Origin of the sequence: Streptomyces subrutilus (genome assembly GCF_008704535.1) — a bacterium.
GTDB lineage: Bacteria > Actinomycetota > Actinomycetes > Streptomycetales > Streptomycetaceae > Streptomyces > Streptomyces subrutilus.
On sequence record NZ_CP023701.1, the window covers coordinates 4,246,000 to 4,265,571 of the forward strand.

Here is a 19,572-nt window from a genome sequence, read left to right on the forward strand (position 1 = left end):
CTGATCCACTAGGGTCACGCGCGTGACCCGGAGTCCCCTTCCCAGCCGTCTGCCGTCGCCCCTCGTCGGCGCGCTGGTCACCGGCTCGCTGCTCGCGCTCGGCGTCCTGTGCGTCGCCCTGCGCGTCCCCATGGCCGACGCCCTGGTCCGCGGCTTCACCGCCGCCGAGTGGCGTCCGCCGGCCGCGTACCCGCCGTTCGCGGCGATCCTCTTCACCCCCGCCGCCTGGCTGCCCGCCGGAGCCCTGAAGGCCGTCGTCGTCCTGGGCACCGCCGGCCTGTTCGCCCTGCTGGTGTGGCTCTCCTGCCGGCTCGCCGGACTGCGGGCGCGCCGGGGGCCCGTGCTGGCCGCGACCATCGCCGGGCTGTGGCTGGAGACCCTCTTCCACGACCCGCTGCCCGGCCTGGTCAACCTGGCCCTGACCTGCCTCGTCCTGTGGGACCTCGGCCGGCCCGGGGCCGCCCTCGGCAAGGGCTTCGGGCTGGGCGTCGCCGCCGGGATCGCCCTGACCCCGGCGGCCCTCGTCCCGTACCTGCTGCTGACCCGCCGCGTCCGGGCCGGGCTGACGGCGCTGGCCGCCTTCGTCGGCACCGCCCTGCTGGGGCGCCTGGTCCTCCCCGAGGCCTCCGACGAGTTCTGGACCCGGCACCTGCCCGCCGCCGGCCGCGAGCTGCTGCCGGGCTGGCCGCAGCTGTGGGTGTGGGTCGTGCCGCTGCTCGCGGTGCTGACCGCGGCGCTCCGTACGCCCGCCGCCGACCCGGGGGCGCTGCGGCCCGCCGTCGCGGCCGACGTGCCCGTCCCCGAGCCGCGGCGCCCCGCCGAGGTGTCCGGTCCGGTCCCGCGGGCGGGCCGGGGGCCGGGGGCGAGGGCGTCGGCCGGGCGCGTCAGTCGGTCGTCAGCAGCTCGTCGGCGTCCATGATCCGGTAGGCGTAGCCCTGTTCGGCGAGGAAGCGCTGGCGGTGCGCGGCGAAGTCCTGGTCGATGGTGTCGCGCGCGACGACCGAGTAGAACCGCGCCTCGTGGCCGTCCGCCTTCGGGCGCAGCACGCGGCCCAGGCGCTGGGCCTCCTCCTGGCGGGAGCCGAAGGTGCCGGACACCTGGATGGCGACCGTGGCCTCGGGCAGGTCGATGGAGAAGTTCGCGACCTTCGACACGACGAGCACGCTGATCTCGCCCTCGCGGAAGGCGTTGAAGAGCTTCTCGCGCTGGGCGTTGGAGGTCTCGCCCTTGATGACGGGCGCGTCCAGGTGCTCGCCGAGCTCGTCGAGCTGGTCGATGTACTGGCCGATGACCAGGGTCTGCTCGCCCTTGTGCTTGGCCACCAGGGCCTCGGTGACCTTGCGCTTCGTCGCGGTCGTCGCGCAGAAGCGGTACTTCTCCTCGGTCTCGGCGGTCGCGTACGCGAGCCGCTCCGTCTCCGTCAGGTTGACGCGGACCTCGACGCAGTCGGCGGGCGCGATGTAGCCCTGCGCCTCGATCTCCTTCCACGGCGCGTCGAACCGCTTGGGCCCGATGAGCGAGAACACGTCCGACTCGCGGCCGTCCTCGCGCACCAGCGTCGCGGTCAGGCCGAGCCGGCGCCGCGCCTGGAGGTCGGCGGTGAACTTGAAGACGGGCGCGGGCAGCAGGTGCACCTCGTCGTAGACGATCAGCCCCCAGTCGCGGGAGTCGAACAGCTCCAGGTGCGGATAGACGCCCTTCCGCTTGGTGGTGAGGACCTGGTACGTGGCGATCGTGACGGGCCGGATCTCCTTGCGGGTGCCGGAGTACTCGCCGATCTCCTCCTCCGTCAGCGAGGTCCGCTTGACCAGCTCGTGCTTCCACTGGCGGGCCGAGACGGTGTTCGTGACCAGGATCAGCGTGGTCGCCTTGGCCATCGCCATGGCACCCGCGCCCACCAGCGTCTTGCCGGCGCCGCAGGGGAGCACCACCACGCCGGAGCCGCCGTGCCAGAAGCCCTCGACGGCCTGCTGCTGGTACGGGCGCAGGGCCCAGCCGTCCTCGGCCAGGTCGATCGGGTGGGCCTCGCCGTCCACGTACCCGGCGAGGTCCTCGGCGGGCCAGCCCAGCTTGAGCAGCGTCTGCTTGATCTGCCCGCGCTCGGAGGGGTGCACGGCCACGGTGTCGGGGTCGAGCCGGGCCCCGACGAGCGGGGCGACCTTCTTGGACCGCAGGATCTCCTCCAGCACGGGCCGGTCGGTGCTGGTCAGGACCAGGCCGTGCACGGGGTGCTTGGAGAGGGTGAGGCGGCCGTAGCGGGCCATGGTCTCGGCGACGTCGACGAGCAGCGCGTGCGGGACGGGGTAGCGGGAGAACTCGACGAGGGCGTCGACGACCTGCTCGGCGTCGTGCCCGGCGGCGCGGGCGTTCCACAGGCCCAGCGGGGTGATCCGGTAGGTGTGGATGTGCTCGGGTGCCCGCTCCAGCTCGGCGAAGGGAGCGATGGCCCGCCGCGCGGCACCGGCGAGCTCGTGGTCGACCTCCAGCAGGAGGGTTTTGTCGCTTTGGACGATAAGTGGACCATTCACGCGCAGCGCCCCGTTTCACTCAGGTCAAACCTCCAGTGTGCCGTACGCCGGCGCCGCGGGGAACGCGCGGCGCGGGCGGGGGCGGGGGCCGGGCGCGGCGGCCGGCCGGGCCCCGGCCGCGTCAGAGGTGGTCGTCGGCCAGTTCCGCCACGCCCGTGATCCGGTGCAGGGCGTACGTGCGGACCTCGTCCGCCGTGTGGTCGTAGCCCGTGACGAAGCCGCCCTCCACCCGGACCGGGGCGATGACCCGCTGGCTGGCCGCGCCGTCCGCGTTCACGTAGCCGATCCACACCGCCGACCCGGTCAGGGCCGCGGCCTGCACCGTGGCCAGGGTCTCCGCCGCGCTGGTGCGCGGGAGTTCGCCGGGGGCGCCCGTCGGCTCGGCGGGCTCCTTGCGGACCGCCGTCGCCGCCCGCTCGCCCGCGCGTACGGCCCGTACGGCCGCGCCCAGCAGCGTCGCGTCCGGGACCGGTGGCCCGTCCGGCACCGGCACGGGCGCCGAACGGGCCGGCGCGCGGCGGGCGTCGGCCCGGGCCACCACCACGTCGCCGGTCCGGGACTCGGCGGCCGGCGCGTAGCCCATCGCCCGCAACCCGTCGAGCAGCGCGCCCGGTTCGGCCTGCGCGGCCAGCACGGTGGGGGCGAGGCGGCGCAACCCCATCCCGGCCGAGCGCTTGTCGGCCAGGATCTCGCCCAGCACCGAGTCGTCGTCGCACCGCACGTACGAGGAGGCCGCTCCGACCCGCAGGTGCCCGTGCCGCCGGGCCACGTCGTCGATCAGGTACGCCAGCGGCTGCGGGACCGGGGTGCGGCTGTGCTCCTTGAGGAAGGCGTGCAGGTCGACGGCGGTGTGCCCGGCGTCCAGGGCGCGCCGCACCGACCCGGGCGTGAACCGGTACACGGTCGCCCCGCCCTTGGACTCCACGTCCGCGAGCACCGCCAGGGTGTCCCCGAGCGGCCGGCGCAGCGGGCCGGGGGCCACGGCCGTCAGGTCCGCCTGGAGCAGGACGTGGTCCACCGGCTCCGGCAGCAGCGGGGCCAGCAGCGGCGCCGGGTCCCGGCGCTCCAGCAGCGCCCGGCCGGGCCCGGACAGCGCGCCGCGGCCGGTCACGCCGAGCACCTCTGCCTCGGTCAGCACCCCGTGCGCGAGGCGGGCGCGCAGGTCGCTCGTCCCGCGCACGGGCCGCTCCCAGGCCAGCCGGTCCAGCAGGGCGTCCGGATCGGGGGAGGCCCCCTCGGGCAGCTCCGCGAGGAGCTCCAGGACGCGCCGGCGCACCTCGGGTGCGGCCGAGCGGTCGAGTTCGGGTCCGAGCACGGACAGGGTGCGGCCCTTGGCGTCCTGTTCGCCGGCCAGCCCGGCCGTGCGGGTGGCGGGCAGCCAGGCCGCGGCCAGCACCGACCAGCGCTCCGCTGGGGGCAGTTCGCGCCAGTCGTCGAAGGCGGGGGTCGGCGCGTACCGCTCGTCGGCCTCGCCGTCGCCGGCCAGCAGCCCGGCCGCGTACGCCAGCTCGATCCAGAACGCCGCCTGGGACTCGCCGGTGTCCAGCAGGGCCGCGGCCCGCTTCAGGTCCCGTACGGACAGCCCGCCGGCCCGCAGCACCGGCGGCCCCGCGTGCTCCCAGGACTTCACCAGCTCCTCGACGGTGGCCAGCGCGGCCAGCGCCTGCCCGGCGGCGTTCGCGTCCACGAGCGGGGGGCGGTGCTCGCGGTGCGCGGGCACCGCGGGCGCCACCGGCGCGGTGTCCCGGTGCGCCAGCCCCCCGCGCAGGTGCAGCGCCACCTCGCGCGGCAGCACGACCGTGCGGGCCGACGCGGGCAGCAGCAGCCCCCGGTCGCGCAGCCAGCGCACCGGCGCGGTCGGGTTCGGGGTGACCTCCCCGTACGGCGGGCCCCACACGAGCCGCCCCAGGACCTGGTGGGCCTCGGCCGGGGCCTCGTCGAGCAGCGCGGACATCCGCCGCGGGTCGGTGAACAGCCCGGTCAGCGCCGCCACCGCGGACACCGGGTCGTGGGTGGCGGGCAGTCCGGCGGCGGCCACGATCTCCTGGACGCGGGTCGGGGACATCCCCGCGGTGGCCTCCGCGACGGTCGGCCCCAGGCCGGTCGGGGAGGGCCGCTGTGCCGAGGGCGCCAGCAGCTCGCGGGCGGTGCGCACCAGCCGCAGCCGGTCGTCCTCGCCCCACACCAGTGCCTGCTCGCGCAGGGTGGCCAGGGCCCGGGGGAGCGCGGCGCGGGCGCCGTTGTCGTGCCCGCTCTCGCCGGTCTCGCCGGTCAGCAGAGACTCCAGCACCGGGTACGGGCAGGGGTCCGGGGCCACCGCGAGGGCCTCGGCGGTCTGCAGCGCGAACCGGTCGAGGCGCTCCAGCGCCCGCACCACCGAGGCCCGGGTGCCGGCCCGGGTGGCGAGCTGGGTCACGTCCCCCGGCACCGGGCTGAGCAGGTCGGGCCGGGCGCGCAACAGCGCCCGGAGTCCGGCGTCGTCGCGGGAGCGCAGTGCCTCGGCGAGAGAGCGCGGGGACCCGGCGCCGGTGCTCCCCGCGGAGCTGCCGGCAGCGCGTCCCGCCGCGGTGCTTTGCTCGGGCACAGTCGCCTCCTGGTCGCGTCGGCCGGTCAGTCGGCCGGTCCCCATCCGGCCAACGGTATCCGCTGCGCCCGCGGCCGCTCCACGGCCACTCCACGGGCGTACGCGCTACCTTTCCGGCAGGCGGTACGGGAGGAGCCGGGACATGGGGATCGAAAGCGACCATCTGGTCTACGAATATCTGAGCCGGGTCGGGGACTTGGCGCAGCGCAGAGCGCTCGACTCCGGCGACCGGATGCGGCTGGTGGCGGGGCTGCGGGACGAGATCGACCGCCGGCGCGCCAAGTACGATCCGGACACGCCGGCCGCCGTGCGCCGCATCCTGGAGCGCATCGGCACGCCCGAGGAGGTGCTGGACACCCTGGGCGCCCGGCCGGTCCGCGCCTCCGCCGAGGCCCCCGCGCCGACGCCCGTGGACCCCGGCCCGGGCGTTCCCGCGCAGCGCGGTCCCGGACGGCCGCGCCGGGGGAGCGTCCCGCCGCCGCGCCCGGAGCGGGAGCCGCGGAACGTACCGCCGCACCTGGCCGGGCTCGACGAACTCGGGCCCTCGGACGGCCCCGAGCCCGACTGGTGGCGGCTCACGCCGGGCGCGCACGGGGCGGGACCGCAGGTGGACGGCTTCGCGGGCGGCATCGAGATCCCGGACCTGTTCAAGCACGGCCCGGACGACGACGAGGACGGGGACGAGGACGGCGAGGGGGCCGGGCCCGGGTCCGGGGCGGCGGGGGCTGGGCGGAAGCCGGAGGCGGCCGGCCCGCCCGGCGCGGCGCAGGGGCGCGCGCGGACCGCCGTACGGTTCCTGCGCGAGCGGCACCGGGCGAAGAAGGCGGCGGCGGTCGCCCCCGCCGCCGAACCGCAGGCCGTGGCCGCGGTCGTCCGCCCCCGGCCCAACGCCTTCCTGCTGCTGGCCGCGGCCGTGCTGGTGGTGGGCGTGGTCACCGGCTACTGGCTGGTGCTCGTGGTGGGCTGGCTGCTGCCGTACGCCTCCCGCGTCCTGCGGCCGGCCGAGCGCAAGTGGGCCGTCCTGGGACCGCCCGGCGCGGTCCTGGCCGGGGCGGGGGTGTGGCTGTGGGGCCGCATGAACGGCAAGTGGGGCGAGGCCCTCGCCGAGGACCAGCTCAGCGGGGCCGTGACCGGCATGGGCCCGTGGGTCCTGCGCGGCGCGGCGCTGGCGTCGGTCCTCTACCTGGTCTGGCGCTCCCGCCGCCCGTGACGCGGGGCGGACGCCACCGCGGGCCCGCCCGCGGCGCGGCCGGCGGACCACGGGGCCGACGGGACGACCAGCGGGGAGCCCGTCACCGGGTCCGGGATGACGACCGAGTCGAGGCCGAAGACCTCCCGGACCAGGTCGGCGGTGACCACCGACGCCGGCGGCCCCTCGGCGACCACGCGGCCCGCCTTCATGGCGACCAGGTGGTCGGCGTAGCGGGCGGCCTGGTTCAGGTCGTGCAGGACCGCGACCACCGTGCGGCCCCGCTCCCGGTTCAGCTGCCGCACCAGGTCCAGGACCTCCACCTGGTGGGCGATGTCCAGGAAGGTGGTCGGCTCGTCCAGCAGCAGCAGTTCGGTGTCCTGGGCCAGGGCCATCGCGATCCAGACGCGCTGCCGCTGCCCGCCCGACAGCGCGTCCACCGGACGGTCCGCCAGGTCCGCCACCGAGGTGCGGGCCATCGCGTCGACGACGGCCGCCTCGTCCGCCTCCGACCACTGCTGCCACCAGCGCTGGTGCGGCTGCCGGCCCCGCGCCACCAGGTCGGCGACCGTGATCGCCTCGGGCGCCACCGGGGACTGCGGGAGCAGCCCGACGGCCTGTGCGACGCGCCGGGTGGGCAGCGAGGACAGCGCCGCGCCGTCCAGCAGCACGGCGCCGGAGCGCGGCTTCAGCAGCCGTCCCAGGGCGCGCAGGGTCGTCGACTTGCCGCAGGCGTTCGGGCCGACGATCACCGTGACCCGGCCGTCGGGGACGGCCAGGTCGAGCTCCTCGACGACCACGCGGTCCTCGTAGGCGAGCGTCAGGCGGCTCGCGGAGAGCCGGCTCTCGGGGGTCATGCCTTGCCTCCGGTACGGCTGCGCACGATCAGCCAGATCAGGTACGGGGCCCCCACGGCGGCGGTCAGCACGCCCACCGGGAGCTCGGTCGGGGACAGCAGCCGGCGCGCGAGGAGGTCGCCGGCCACCACGATCAGGGCGCCGGCCAGGGCCGAGCACAGCAGCGGGATCTGCGCGGTCCGGGTGAGGCGCCGGGCGATCTGCGGGGCCAGCAGCGCCACGAAGTCCACCGGCCCGGCCGCGCCGGTGGCCACCGACGCCAGCACCACGCCCAGCGCGATCAGCCCGAGCCGGACCCGGCCCAGGCGCACCCCGAGCGCGGTCGCGGTGTCGTCGTCGAGGCAGACGCCGCGCTGCGCGCGGGCCGCCCACAGCACGGCCGGGAGCAGGAGCAGCAGCACCCAGGCCAGCGGTGCGCCGACGTCCCAGCCGCGGCCGTTGAGGGAGCCCGTCATCCAGATCTGCGCCTGCTGGGCGACGAGGTAGTCGCCCTTGGTCATGAGCAGGGTGGTCACCGACCGCAGGGCGATGGCGAAGCCGATGCCGATCAGCACGAACCGGGCGGCGTGCAGGCCGCCGCGCCAGGCGAAGACGTAGACGAGGGCGGCGGCGGCGACCCCGCCGAGCACCGACAGGTACGGCAGGACGGCGTACGAGGTCACGCCGAAGGTCAGCGCGGCCACCGTGACGGCGCCCGCGCCCTGGCTGATGCCGATGATGTCGGGGGAGGCCAGCGGGTTGCGGGCGACGGTCTGGATGAGGGCGCCGGCGATCCCGAAGGCGGTCCCGACGAGCAGGCCGACCGTCATCCGGGGCAGCCGCAGCGTGCCGACGACGAACGCGTCCGGGGAGGGCCGCCCGAGCAGCACCTTCACCACCTCGCCGGGGGCGACGGCGGACTCGCCGAGCGACAGGTACGCCACGCAGACGACGGCGAGCAGCACCGCGAGCCCGGCCGCGGTGAGGGCCGCCCGGCGGTGCAGCAGGAAGGAGGCACGGCCGGCGCGGACCGGGCGGTACCCGGGCGGGACGGCGCGGGCGGCGGGGGGCGACGGCGGGGAGAGGGGGGAGGCGCTCACGCGGCGACCGCCTTCCGGCGGACCAGCGCGACGAGGAACGGCACCCCGATGAGGGCGGTCATCACCCCGGCCGGAACCTCGCCCGGGGGCACCACCACCCGCCCGAGCACGTCCGCGACCAGCAGCAGCACCGGTCCGATGAGCGCGGCCATCGGCAGCATCCAGCGGTGGTCGGAGCCGACGACGGCGCGCGCGATGTGCGGCACGGCGAGCCCGATGAACGCGATCGGACCGGCGGCCGCGACCCCGGCGCCGGTCAGCACGGTGGCGCCGAGGCCCCCGACGATCCGCACGGCCGCCACGTTGCGCCCGAGCCCCTTGGCGACGTCCTCGCCGAGCGCCAGGGCGTCCAGGCCGCGGGCCACGCAGACCACCAGCACCACCCCGGCCAGCAGGAACGGCCAGATCTGGTGGACCACCTGGGCGTCGCGTCCAGCGACCGAGCCGACCTGCCAGAAGCGGAACTCGTCGAGCGTGGAGGCCTTCGTGGTCAGGACGGCCATGGTGACGGAGACCAGCAGGGCGTTGATCGCGGCCCCGCCCAGGGCCAGCTTCACCGGGGTCGCGCCCCCGCGCCCGGCCGCGGCGATCGCGTACACGGCGACCGAGGCGACGGCGGCGCCCGCGAAGGCGAACCACACGTAGCCGCTCAGCGTGTGCACGCCGGCGAAGGCGATGGCGCAGACGACCGCGACCCCGGCGCCCTGGCTGATGCCCAGGATGCCGGGGTCGGCGATCGGATTGCGGGTGATGCCCTGCAGGGCCGTCCCGGCGAGGGCCAGGGCGGCGCCGACCATCAGGGCTATGAGGGTGCGGGGGACGCGCAGGGTGCGGACCACGTCGGCGTCGGGGCCGGTCGCCCCGCCGAACAGGGCGCCCCACACCTCGGAGGGGGGCACGGGCCGCGCACCGACCGCGAGGGAGAGCACCACGGCGGCCACGAGCGCGGCGGAGGCGGCTGCCGTCCACCCGATGCGACGGGTCGTCAGGGTGCGCCGGAGGGCGGGGGCAGACATGTCTCCCATTTCACTATCTGGTAAGGCGACCCTGAGTGTACGTTCCCCCGTCGGCCCCCCACCGGCCGCCCACCCGCCCCCCGTCCGCCCCCCACCGGTCGGCCCGGGCGGGGTCCGCGTCGGCACAATGGGCGGTATGAACCTCACCGTCGGCTTCGACCTCGACATGACCCTGATCGATTCCCGCCCGGGCATCAAGGCCGCCTACCAGGCCCTCTCGGCGGAGACGGGCACGTTCATCGATGCCGACGCGGCCGTCACCCGGCTCGGGCCGCCCCTCGACGAGGAGCTCGCGCACTGGTTCCCGGCGGACGAGATCCCGGCCATGGCGGAGCGCTACCGGGAGATCTATCCCACACACGCCATCGCCCCGACCCCGGCCATGCCCGGCGCCCGCGAGGCCATCGCCGCCGTCCGCGCGCTCGGCGGCCGCGCCATCGTCGTCACCGCCAAGCACGAGCCCAACGCCCGGCTGCACCTGGCGCATCTCGGCATCGAACCGGACGCGGTGATCGGCTGGCTCTGGGCCGAGGCCAAGGCCGTGGCGCTGCGCGAGTACGGGGCGCAGGTCTACGTCGGCGACCACGTGGGCGACGTGCGCGGGGCCCGGACGGCCGGAGCCCTGTCGGTGGCCGTCCCGACCGGCCCGTGCCCGGAGCCGGAACTGCGGGCGGCCGGCGCCGACGTGGTGCTGGCCGACCTGACCGCGCTGCCGCAGTGGCTCGCCGGGTACGTGGCCGCCGCCCGGCCCGCTCCGGACGCCGCCTGACCCGGCGCGCCCGGTCCCCGGCTCAGCCCTGCGAGGCCCGGGCCGCCCTGCGCTGCGCGGAGGCCGAGCGGACCACGCCGGCCGCGGCGATGGCGAAGCCGACCCCCATGAGCATGCACACGGCCCACGCGGCCGAGGGGAAGGGCTCGATGTCGAGGAACAGCGGCGCCATGGTGACGAGGGTGCCCACGGCGCCCGCGATGAACACGATGCCGCCCGCCCGGACGAGTGCGTCGCCGGGCCGTGCTTCGTCGGAATCAGGAGTATGAGTCACCCGACCAGGGTAGTTCCCTGGCCGAAGCAGCCGACGGCGAAGGACCGGGTAACGACTTGTCACCCGGACCCGGGCCATTAGCCTTGAGGAGGCGGGTCACCACGACCCGCTGCGCTGTTGTCCGGAGCCGTTGTTCGGCGTTCCGGACCCCGACGAGCACAAGGACAGAGGACGGACGTGCCTACCGGCAAGGTCAAGTGGTTCAACAGCGAGAAGGGCTTCGGCTTTCTCTCCCGGGACGACGGCGGCGACGTCTTCGTCCACTCGTCGGTACTCCCCGCCGGGGTCGACTCGCTCAAGCCCGGCCAGCGCGTCGAGTTCGGCGTCGTCGCCGGACAACGCGGTGACCAGGCACTTTCGGTGACCGTGCTGGATCCGGCGCCGTCCGTCGCGGCCGCGCAGCGGCGCAAGCCCGACGAGCTCGCCTCGATCGTGCAGGACCTCACGACCCTGCTGGAGAACATCACGCCGATGCTGGAGCGCGGCCGCTACCCGGACCGGGCGCACGGCACGAAGATCGCCGGCCTGCTGCGCGCGGTGGCCGACCAGCTCGACGTCTGACCGCCCGCACGCCCCGCACGCACCTCTGCCCCGCCCCTCGTGAGAGCGGCGGGGCACCGGTGCGTGCGGGCTACGGGAAGTCCAGCGTCCCCGGCGCCATGGCCGGTACCAGCCCCTCGGCGGCGGCCCGGGTCAGCAGGCCGCGCACCGCCGCGTAGCCGGCGTCGCCCAGGTCGGCCGTGAACTCGTTGACGTACAGCCCGATGTGCTGGTCGGCGACGGCCGGGTCCAGCTCCTGGGCGTGCGCGCGGACGTACGGACGGGAGGCCTCCGGGTCGTCCCAGGCCATCCGCACCGACGTACGGGCCGACTCGGCCAGCGTGCGCAGCCGCTCGGCGCCCAGTGACCGCTTGGCGATGATCGCCCCGAGCGGGATGGGCAGGCCGGTGGTGGACTCCCAGTGCTCGCCCATGTCGGCGAGCCGGTGCAGGCCGTAGTCCCGGTAGGTGAACCGGGCCTCGTGGATGACCAGTCCGGCGTCCACCCGGCCGTCGCGCACCGCCGGCATGATCTCGTGGAACGGCAGCACGACCACCTCGCCGACCCCGCCGGGCACGACCTCGGCCGCCCACAGCCGGAACAGCAGGTAGGCGGTGGAGCGTTCGCTCGGCACCGCGACCGTACGGCCCGTCAGGTCCAGGCCCGGCTCCCGGGTCAGGACCAGCGGACCGCAGCCGCGGCCCAGGGCGCCGCCGCACGGCAGCAGCGCGTACTCCTCCAGCACCCACGGCAGCACCGCGTACGACACCTTCAGCACGTCGAGCTCGCCGCGCTCGGCCATCCCGTTGGTGAGGTCGATGTCGGCGAAGGTCACGTCGAGGGCGGGCGCGCCCGGCACCCGGCCGTGTGCCCACGCGTCGAAGACGAAGGTGTCGTTCGGGCACGGCGAATACGCGATCCGCAGCGGGCCGTCACCGGTCATGGCGTTCTCCCCAGTGGACGAAGACGGGTCCCAGCACGCGGAAGCCGCCGCCGAGCGCGGCGAGGGCCTCCCCGATCCGCCAGGCGTCGCGGTCGCGCGGACCCACGGCGTTGGACACGGCACGGACCTCCAGGACGGGCAGCCCGTGCGCGGCGGCCGCCTCCGCGACCCCGAAGCCCTCCATCGCCTCGGCCCCGGCCTGCGGGTGCCGGGCGGTGAGCTCGGCGGCCCGCGCGGCGGACCCGGTGACGGTCGAGACGGTCAGGACGGGCGCCAGCAGCGCGCCGGTCGCCTCGGCGGCGAGGGCGGCGAGTCCGGCGGGCGGCAGGTGGACGGCGTGCCCGAAGCCGAGGCCCGCCACGTCCACGAAGCCCTCGGGCGTCTCGGCGCCCAGGTCGGCGGCGACGATCGCGTCGGCGACGACCAGGGACCCGGGCGGGGCGGCGGGCGCGAACCCGCCGCCGATGCCCGCGGACACGACGAGGTCGTAGCCGGCGAGGGCCAGCGCGGTGGCGGTGCCGGCTGCGGCCGCTGCCGGACCGACGCCCGCGACGAGCACGTCGAGCGCGATGCCCGCGAGGTCCCGGCGGGTGATGGAGTAGCCGCCGGGCAGGGTGCGCGGCTCGGGGCCGGGGGCGTCCGGATGAGGGGTCAGACCGGCGACGACGGAATCTGCCTCCGCCGCCACCGCGGTCACGACGAGCGCGCGCACCGGGGCCGCCCGGCTACTTGAGCTTGAGGTTGAAGGACCAGACGGCGAGGGGCTTGCCGTCCTTGCCGGTCTGGACGAACGCCAGCTTCTTCGAGGTCGGGGCCTCGCCCTGGCCGCCGGTCGCGAAGACGTCGGCGCCCGGGAAGCTGCGGTAGGTGTTCGAGGAGGGCTCGGTGATCGGCTGCCCGTCGAGGACCGCCTGCCACTGCCTGTGGTCCTCGACGACCTCCGGCTCGACGCCCAGGCGCAGGGTGTCGCCGCGGGCGTAGTCGATGGTCTTGGCGTCCTTGATGTTGGTGAGGCACTCCTGGACCTTGTCCATGGAGAGCTCCTTGCCGTCGTGGCAGGCGGCTTCGGCGGACACCGTGGTGGTGCCGACCGTCACGGTCGCCAGCGGTGTCGGCTTGTCGCAGGCGGAGAGGAGGAGGAGGCCGGCGGAAACGGCTCCGAGGGCCGCGACGCTGCGGCGGGCCCTACCCGAGAAAAGCGGTGCGGTCATGAGCCGAAGGCTATCGGGCCGGTGGGCCGCGCCGCCGCACGGGGTCCGCCGGTGGCCCGCGGCGCGCCGCGCCGCGACCCGCCGCACCCCGCCGGGCGGGGCCCGTGGGGTCAGGCCACCCGCGGGCGCGAGGAGCCCGGCTGCGGCCGGGGCGGGGTGGCGCGCAGGCCGCGCAGGGCCATCGTGGTGCCCAGGCCGACGATGACCGCCGCGACGGCCATGCCGAGCACGCCGTTGAGCGGCAGCGCGATGCCGATCGCACCGCCCAGCACCCACGCCACCTGGAGCAGCGTCTCCGAACGGGCGAAGGCCGACGTCCGCACGGCCTCGGGCACGTCCCGCTGGATCATCGCGTCCAGGGACAGCTTCGCGAGCGCCTGGCAGAAGCCCGCCGTGGCCCCGAGCACCGCCATGAACAGCCCGCTGAAGAACACCGTCGCGAGCACCGCCACCCCGAGGGTCAGGCACAGCACGGCGGCCACGATCACCTCGGGGGCGCGGGCCCGCAGCCACGCACCCACCGCCGTCCCGCAGGCGTTGCCCACGCCCGCCGCCACGCCCACGATGCCCAGCGACACCGCCGCGCTCTGCCCCGACAGCGGGTGCTCGCGCAGCAGGAACGCCAGGAAGAAGATCAGGAACCCGGACAGTCCGCGCATCGCCGCGTTCGCCAGCAGGCCGCACAGCACGGACGGGCCGACCGTCCGCAGCCCCGGCTTGCGCGAACGGGCCTCGTGCGTGGACAGCCGGGCCCGCCACTCGCCCTTCGCCTCGTCCACCTTGTGCGGCAGCGTGAACGCCGCGAAGGTCCCCCAGATGAAGATCGCGCAGGCCCCGTACAGCGGCCACGGCGGCCCGATCGCCTGGAGCCCGACGCCCACCGGCGCCGCCGCGCCCGTGGCCAGCAGCCCCGCCAGCGTCACCCTGGAGTTCGCCTTGACCAGGGAGAACTTCGGCGGCAGCAGTCTGGGGACCACGGCGCTGCGCACCACCCCGTACGCCTTGGACGCCACCAGCACGCCCAGCGCGGCCGGGTACAGCTCCAGCCCGCCGGTGGCCACCGCGCCCGACATCATCACCGCCAGCAGGGCCCGGGAGAGCATCGCCGCGGCCATCGCCGCGCGCCGTCCGTGCGGCAGCCGGTCCAGCAGCGGACCGATCACCGGGGCCAGCAGGGTGAACGGGGCCATCGTGATCGCCAGGTACAGCGCGACCCGGCCGCGGGCCTCGTCCGTGGGGACCGAGAAGAACACCGTCGACGCCAGCGCCACCGTGATCATCACATCGCCGGCGCCGTTGATCGCGTGCAGTTCGATGAGCTTGCCGAGACCCGACTCGCCCGCGCCGTGCGCGTGCGTGGCCCGCCGGATGCCCCGGGCCGTACCGGTGAGGGGCCGGTGGAGCGCACGGCCGACGGCTCGGCCGGCCCTCCTGGCCGGTCCCGAGCCGTCGACGGACGACCGTACGGGTGCCACGTGGCCATACTGCCCCACGGGACCCGTTCGGACGCGCCTCCCGGCGCGTCGCGCCGCGTTGCGGGCTTCCCGGGCCCTTCCCGGGCCCTCCGGGCACCCCGCGAGGCGGTGGCTTGTCCGCGAATCGGACCTTGCATGTGGGCCCCGGGCTTCAGAGGAGGTAGCGTGCGTAGCGCGCCACCGGCGGTTGCTCTTGGCCGCGCGCCTCTTCGCGATCCCGCAGAATGGATCGCAACAAGGTGCGCCCGGAGTCCGATCGGGTGCGGACGTCGACGCGGCCCTCTGGTCCGCTCCGCCCGCGCCACGTACGGACAGGACCGACGGGTCGTTGTGGACGACAGTACGGACGGCGCACTCGTGAGACGGCGTAGGAGAGAACGAGACCAGTGAGTGCTGCGACGACGCGAAGCCGTACCCCCCGCACCCCCGACCGCCTGTGCGTGGAGGCGGTCGAACTCGCCCGTGCGGCGGCCGAGGAGGTCGCCTTCCCCGGAGTGGTGGGCGAGCACGTCGCCGCCGTGTCGGAGGGCGACCGGGTCGTCACCCACTTCTTCGAGGCGAAGGAACCGGGCTACCGGGGCTGGCGCTGGGCCGTCACCGTCACCCGCGCCTCCCGCGCGAAGAACGTCACCCTCGACGAGGCGGTGCTCCTCCCCGGCGACGACGCGCTCCTCGCCCCCGAATGGGTGCCGTGGAGCGAGCGGCTGCGCCCCGGCGACATGGGCCCGGGCGACCTGCTGCCCACCGACGCCGAGGACCTGAGGCTGGAGCCCGGCTGGTCGGGCGAGGACGCCCCGCCGCCGAACTCGGTGGTCTCCGCCGAGATGGCCGAACTGGTCGAGGCGGAGGACGCGGACGTCACCGACCGCGCCGTCGTCCCGGTCCGCGGCTCCATCACCTCGGTCGCCGAGGAACTGGGCATGCGCAGGGCGCGCGTCCTCTCGCGGTACGGGCTGCACAGTGCGGCCGACCGCTGGGACGAGGCCTTCGGCGCCAAGACCCCGATGGCGCAGGCCGCACCCGCCTCCTGCGTGTCCTGCGGCTTCCTCGTCGCGATCGGCGGCTCCCTGGGCCAGGCCTTCGGCGTGTGCGCGAACGAGTTCGGCCCCGCGGACGGCCGGCTGGTGTCCCTGTCCTACGGCTGCGGCGGCCACTCCGAGGCCGCCGTCATGCCCAAGCCGCTGCGGCCCGCGCCGCCGGTCCTGGACTCGATGGCCTCGGACGCGTTCCCGCTGCGGCCCGCGGCCGACACCGGCTCGGTCCCGGTCTCGGACCTCCCGGCCGCGGACCTGGGCCACTCCTAGGCCGTGTGCCGCGCCGTCGGCGTACCCTCGCCCCATGGGGGAACGCGGCGGCGACATGGTGGGACTGCCCGGCCGGGTGACCGGGACGGTGGGTCCGGGCCTGGTGGGCGAGGTCATCGTACGGATCCGGGGCGGCGCGGAGCACTTCCTCGCCCACCCGGTCCAGGGCACCGGCCGGCTGGCCGTGGGCACGGTGGTGACGGTGGTCGAGTACCTCCCGCCGCGCACCGTGTACGTGATGGCGGCCTACGACGGCTGACGCGCGGCGCGCGCCCGCGCGCATCGGGCCCGCGTATCAGGATGGCGACAAGACGCGGTCCGTGTCTTCCCGCGGGGGCGTCCCGGACGCAGACTCCCCACGTCGGTGTCGAACGGCACCGCGCTAAGGGGGCGTTGCCGATGGACATCGGCGTCGTGGCGGGCATCGTGCTCGCCGCAATCGTGGCTGTGATCGGCCTCTTCAAGCTCATGTGGCGGGTGGCCGAACCCAACGAGGCACTCGTCATCTCCGGCTCCGCGCACCGCACCGAGGGCCTCGGCGAGGGCATGGGGTTCCGGATCGTCACGGGCCGGGGGACGCTCGTCCTGCCGGGCGTGCAGGCGGTGCGCAAGCTGTCCCTGGACCTCAACGAGACCCAGCTGTCGGTGGACTGCGTCACGCACCAGGGCATTCCGCTGCGGGTCAAGGGCGTCGTCATCTTCAAGGTCGGCGACGACCTCGTCTCGATCGCCAACGCGGCGCGCCGCTTCCTGGACCAGCAGAAGATGATGCCCGAGCGGGTGCACATCGTCTTCGCGGGCCATCTGCGGTCCATCGTGGGCGGCCTGACGGTCGAGGACATGATCCGGGACCGGGAGAAGCTCACCGGGCAGACCCGGATGGCCTGCGGTACGGAGATGGAGAAGCTCGGCCTGATCGTCGACTCGCTCCAGATCCACGAGATCGAGGACCCGACCGGCTACATCAAGAACCTGGCCATGCCGCACGCGGCGGCCGTGCAGCGCGACGCGCGGATCGCGCAGGCGGAGGCGAACCGGCTGGCGACGGAGGCCGAGCAGGCGGCCTCGGCCCGGATGGCGGAGGCCACCCGGGACAGCGAGATCCTCCAGGCCGGCTACCAGGCGGAGCGCGACAAGGCCGCGGCCACCGCGCGGCAGGCGGGCCCGCTGTCGGAGGCCGCGGCCCGGCAGGAGGTCGTCGTCCAGGAGACCCGGGTGGCGGAGCTGGAGGCGCACCGGCGCGAGCAGCAGCTCCAGGCCGACGTGCGCAAGCCGGCGGACGCGGCGGCCTACGAGACGCGGACCCGGGCGGAGGCCGAGCGCGACGCGCGGATCTCGGCGGCGCAGGCCAAGGCGAAGGAGACGGAGCTGGCGGCCGCGGCCGAGGCGACCCGGGTCACGACGGCGGCCGCGGCCGACGCGCGGGCCACGGAGGCGCGCGGGCTCGCGGCGGCCACGGCGACCCGGGCGACCGGTGAGGCGGAGGCGGCGGCGACGCAGGCGCGGGGCCTGGCGGAGGCGGAGTCGGCGAGGGCGAGGGGCCTGGCCGAAGCGGAGGCGATCAAGGCGCGGGCGGCGGCGCTGGCGGAGAACCAGGAGGCGGTGGTCGCGCAGCAGCTGGCCGAGAACTGGCCGGCGATCGTGGAGGCGGGCGCGGGCGCCTTCGGGAACGTGGAGCACATGGTGCTGCTGAACGGGGCCGAGGGGATGTCGGAGGTGTTCGCGAAGGCCCTGACCATGGGCGGTACCGGGCTGGGGCTCGCGCGCCAGCTGCTGTCCTCGATGGCCCCGGCCCCGGCCCCGGCCCAGCCCCCGGCCGGCGCCGGCGCACCGGCAACGGCCCCGGCGCCCCTACCGGGCCCGGCGCCGGGCGAGGGCCGCATCCCGATCCGCGAGGAGGGCTGACACCGCCGGCGGGCCCGTGCCCCGGGCCCGCCGCGCTACTTCGGGGCGCGGCGGCCCAGCAGGCGCTTGGCGGCGAGGACGATCAGGATGCCGGTCGCCAGGACCGCGGCGCCCTCGCCGAAGCCGCCGTCCGGCTCCGGCGGGGGCGCCGCGTCCGCCGGGGCGCCCGGCTTCGGCGAGGGCGCCGCGGTGGGCCGTTCGTCACCCGTGGCCCCGGCCACGGGGACGGCGATGACGCGGCTCCCCGCGCCCTCCGCGCCGAACATCAGGGTCCGGCCGTCCGGCGTGTACGTCACCGACTCGGCCTGCCCCTGCCAGGGCGCGTCGACCCGCTCGCCCGCGCCCTGCGGCCGCCCGTCCTTCCACGGGTAGCTGCGCGCCGTGAAGTAGCCGCGCAGCGTCAGCCGGGTGCCGTCGGGCGAGAACGCCCCGTCGGTCACCCACGGGACGTCGGCGACCCGCCGGAACACGTTGGGCGCGTCGCCGGGCACCAGCCGCTCCGGGCCCTCGTACAGGCCGCCCTTCTGCTCGTTCTTGCTCGCGATGTACACCCGGCCGGTGACCGGATGCACCATCAGGGACTCGGCGTTGCGCGGCCCGTCGGCGTAGGTGACCGTGAACTGCTCGGCCCTGACGGTCGCGTCGCGCAGTTCGGCCGGCTCCTTGAAGCGGTAGATCCACACGTGCTTCCAGGTCCCGTCGAGGTTGTCCCCGATGTCCCCGACGTACAACTGGCCGTCCGGTCCCAGCGAGATCGCCTCGACGTCGCGCGGCGTGCCGATGCCGGTCAGCGTGAGCCGGGCCACCGTACGGCCGGTCGCCGAGTCCACGGCGTACACGTACGGGCCGTCGTCGCTGTCGTTGTGCGTCCAGTACACGCCCGGGTGGACGCGGCTGGCGGCCAGTCCGCTCGACTCCTTGATCCGGGGGTCGGCGATCGTGAAGGACGAGGCGCCGGGCGCGGGCGCCGTGGCCGCGGCGGCCGTCGCGGGCGGCAGCGCCACGAAGGCCGCCGCGGCCGCGGCGAGGACGGCGGCGGACAGGGCGGCGGCGGTGGCGGGGGCCGGCGGCAGGAGGCGCATGCCCCCAGCCTGCCAGCCCGCCCGCCGTGTCCGGCGTCACAGGGGTATCCGTCGTGCGATCCGCGATGATGACCGGATGCGTTTCATGTTCGTCGGTGACTCCATGACCATCGGGCGCGCCGGCGACCACACCTGGCGCTACCGGATGTGGCAGCACCTGGACGCGACCTTCGGCGGCCCCTTCGAGATCGTCGGCCCGCGCACCGGCCTGTACGACGAGACGGCCGGCGCGGCCGCCGGCGAGGCGTACGCCGACCCCGGCTTCCCGCCGGCGGCCCGCCGCCACCTGGCCGGCTGGGGCGAGGGCTGGCAGCACATGGCCCCGCTGATCGGCCCCGCCGCGGGCGCCGCCCGGGCCGACGTCCTGTTGGTCTCGCTGGGCCTGATCGACCTGGGCTTCTACACCCGCGCGGACCAGACCGCCGCCAACGTGCGCCGGTTCGTGGCCGGGGCGCGTGCCGCCCGGCCCGGGGTGCGGATGGTGCTGCTGCCGGTCATACCCAACGTGCGGGCCAGGACGGACGCGCCGTTCGCGGCGGAGGTGGCCCGGTTCAACGACCTGCTGGCGAAGGCGGTCGCGGACCTGACGACCGACGCCTCCCCGCTCCTGCTGGCCGCGCGCCCGCAGGCGTACGAGATCGACCACGACACCTACGACGGCACCCACCCCAACGCCTCCGGGGAGCACCGCCTCGCGGGGGAGTTCGCGGCGGTGCTGCACCAGGCGTGGGGGATCGGCGGGCCCTACCGGGTGGACCGGGCCGCTCCGTAACACGCCCTTCACCGTGGGGCCTTGCTTCGAGTCCACTCCAGGCA

The 19,572-nt window shown here is 75.8% G+C and carries 19 protein-coding genes; 8 read left to right on the forward strand and 11 right to left on the reverse strand.

Going from position 1 to position 19,572, the window contains the following annotated elements; genetic code table 11:
- Positions 1-22 precede the first annotated feature (22 nt).
- Complete coding sequence (locus tag CP968_RS18715) at positions 23-919, forward strand: glycosyltransferase 87 family protein (RefSeq protein WP_229885933.1); 897 nt, start codon at positions 23-25, stop codon at positions 917-919.
- On the opposite strand, the gene CP968_RS18720 is transcribed toward CP968_RS18715, so the two are convergent.
- On the reverse strand, positions 885-2,528 hold the full coding sequence (locus tag CP968_RS18720; RefSeq protein WP_150519097.1) for a DNA repair helicase XPB: 1,644 nt from the start codon (positions 2,526-2,528) through the stop codon (positions 885-887). The two genes, CP968_RS18715 and CP968_RS18720, sit on opposite strands and share 35 nt — an antisense overlap.
- A 121-nt stretch (positions 2,529-2,649) precedes the next feature.
- Positions 2,650-5,157, reverse strand: coding sequence for a helicase C-terminal domain-containing protein (locus CP968_RS18725; protein WP_150519098.1), 2,508 nt, complete (start codon positions 5,155-5,157; stop codon positions 2,650-2,652).
- Positions 5,158-5,254: 97 nt separating this feature from the next.
- On the opposite strand from CP968_RS18725, the gene CP968_RS18730 reads away from it, so the two are divergent.
- The gene (locus CP968_RS18730; RefSeq protein ID WP_150519099.1) at positions 5,255-6,322 is read left to right on the forward strand and encodes a hypothetical protein; all 1,068 of its coding nucleotides are present in this window, start codon (positions 5,255-5,257) and stop codon (positions 6,320-6,322) included.
- Here CP968_RS18730 and CP968_RS18735 read toward each other — a convergent pair.
- Genes CP968_RS18735 through CP968_RS18745 form a run of 3 tightly spaced genes read right to left on the reverse strand, consistent with a single transcriptional unit; the run spans position 6,292 to position 9,253 of the window.
- Positions 6,292-7,158 (reverse strand): ABC transporter ATP-binding protein, encoded by an 867-nt coding sequence (locus CP968_RS18735; protein WP_150519100.1) that lies wholly within the window; start codon positions 7,156-7,158, stop codon positions 6,292-6,294. The genes CP968_RS18730 and CP968_RS18735 overlap by 31 nt on opposite strands.
- Positions 7,155-8,237: a FecCD family ABC transporter permease gene (locus CP968_RS18740; protein ID WP_150519101.1), complete on the reverse strand. Its 1,083-nt coding sequence runs from the start codon at positions 8,235-8,237 to the stop codon at positions 7,155-7,157. The genes CP968_RS18735 and CP968_RS18740 overlap by 4 nt, the downstream gene beginning before the upstream one ends.
- Positions 8,234-9,253 carry a FecCD family ABC transporter permease gene (locus tag CP968_RS18745; RefSeq protein ID WP_150519102.1) on the reverse strand — a complete coding sequence of 340 codons (1,020 nt, stop codon included), beginning with the start codon at positions 9,251-9,253 and terminating at the stop codon, positions 8,234-8,236. Before CP968_RS18745 ends, CP968_RS18740 begins: the two co-directional genes overlap by 4 nt.
- Positions 9,254-9,380: 127 nt before the next feature.
- Here CP968_RS18745 and CP968_RS18750 point away from each other — a divergent pair, with 127 nt between their 5' ends.
- Positions 9,381-10,022 carry an HAD family hydrolase gene (locus CP968_RS18750; RefSeq protein WP_150519103.1) on the forward strand — a complete coding sequence of 214 codons (642 nt, stop codon included), beginning with the start codon at positions 9,381-9,383 and terminating at the stop codon, positions 10,020-10,022.
- Positions 10,023-10,044: 22 nt separating this feature from the next.
- On the opposite strand, the gene CP968_RS18755 is transcribed toward CP968_RS18750, so the two are convergent.
- On the reverse strand, positions 10,045-10,296 hold the full coding sequence (locus CP968_RS18755) for a hypothetical protein (RefSeq protein ID WP_150519104.1): 252 nt from the start codon (positions 10,294-10,296) through the stop codon (positions 10,045-10,047).
- A gap of 177 nt (positions 10,297-10,473) precedes the next feature.
- Between CP968_RS18755 and CP968_RS35380 the strand changes: the two genes are divergently transcribed.
- Positions 10,474-10,857: a cold-shock protein gene (locus CP968_RS35380; RefSeq protein ID WP_150519105.1), complete on the forward strand. Its 384-nt coding sequence runs from the start codon at positions 10,474-10,476 to the stop codon at positions 10,855-10,857.
- A gap of 70 nt (positions 10,858-10,927) precedes the next feature.
- Here CP968_RS35380 and CP968_RS18765 read toward each other — a convergent pair whose 3' ends face one another.
- The 4 genes from CP968_RS18765 to CP968_RS18780 form a co-directional block, all read right to left on the reverse strand.
- Entirely contained in the window at positions 10,928-11,779 is an 852-nt protein-coding gene (locus CP968_RS18765; RefSeq protein WP_150519106.1) for a 1,4-dihydroxy-6-naphtoate synthase, read from the reverse strand.
- Positions 11,769-12,491, reverse strand: a complete 723-nt coding sequence (locus CP968_RS18770) for a futalosine hydrolase (protein ID WP_150519107.1) — start codon at positions 12,489-12,491, stop codon at positions 11,769-11,771. The genes CP968_RS18765 and CP968_RS18770 overlap by 11 nt, the downstream gene beginning before the upstream one ends.
- Positions 12,492-12,504: 13 nt before the next feature.
- Entirely contained in the window at positions 12,505-12,990 is a 486-nt protein-coding gene (locus tag CP968_RS18775; protein ID WP_150519108.1) for a DUF2771 domain-containing protein, read from the reverse strand.
- Positions 12,991-13,100: 110 nt separating this feature from the next.
- Positions 13,101-14,483: an MFS transporter gene (locus CP968_RS18780; RefSeq protein ID WP_150519109.1), complete on the reverse strand. Its 1,383-nt coding sequence runs from the start codon at positions 14,481-14,483 to the stop codon at positions 13,101-13,103.
- A gap of 368 nt (positions 14,484-14,851) precedes the next feature.
- Here CP968_RS18780 and CP968_RS18785 point away from each other — a divergent pair, with 368 nt between their 5' ends.
- From CP968_RS18785 to CP968_RS18795, 3 genes are all read left to right on the forward strand, one after another.
- Positions 14,852-15,769 (forward strand): DUF3027 domain-containing protein, encoded by a 918-nt coding sequence (locus CP968_RS18785; protein WP_150519110.1) that lies wholly within the window; start codon positions 14,852-14,854, stop codon positions 15,767-15,769.
- Between the two features lie 55 nt (positions 15,770-15,824).
- A complete protein-coding gene (locus tag CP968_RS18790) occupies positions 15,825-16,028 on the forward strand; it encodes a hypothetical protein (protein WP_150521985.1) in 204 nt (67 codons plus the stop codon).
- 140 nt (positions 16,029-16,168) lie between these two features.
- Positions 16,169-17,674 carry an SPFH domain-containing protein gene (locus CP968_RS18795; protein WP_150519111.1) on the forward strand — a complete coding sequence of 502 codons (1,506 nt, stop codon included), beginning with the start codon at positions 16,169-16,171 and terminating at the stop codon, positions 17,672-17,674.
- 35 nt (positions 17,675-17,709) lie between these two features.
- Here the strand turns inward: CP968_RS18795 and CP968_RS18800 are convergent, their stop codons facing one another.
- Positions 17,710-18,756: a WD40 repeat domain-containing protein gene (locus tag CP968_RS18800; protein WP_150519112.1), complete on the reverse strand. Its 1,047-nt coding sequence runs from the start codon at positions 18,754-18,756 to the stop codon at positions 17,710-17,712.
- Between the two features lie 76 nt (positions 18,757-18,832).
- Between CP968_RS18800 and CP968_RS18805 the strand changes: the two genes are divergently transcribed.
- Positions 18,833-19,528 carry a GDSL-type esterase/lipase family protein gene (locus CP968_RS18805; protein WP_150519113.1) on the forward strand — a complete coding sequence of 232 codons (696 nt, stop codon included), beginning with the start codon at positions 18,833-18,835 and terminating at the stop codon, positions 19,526-19,528.
- Positions 19,529-19,572: the final 44 nt, after the last annotated feature.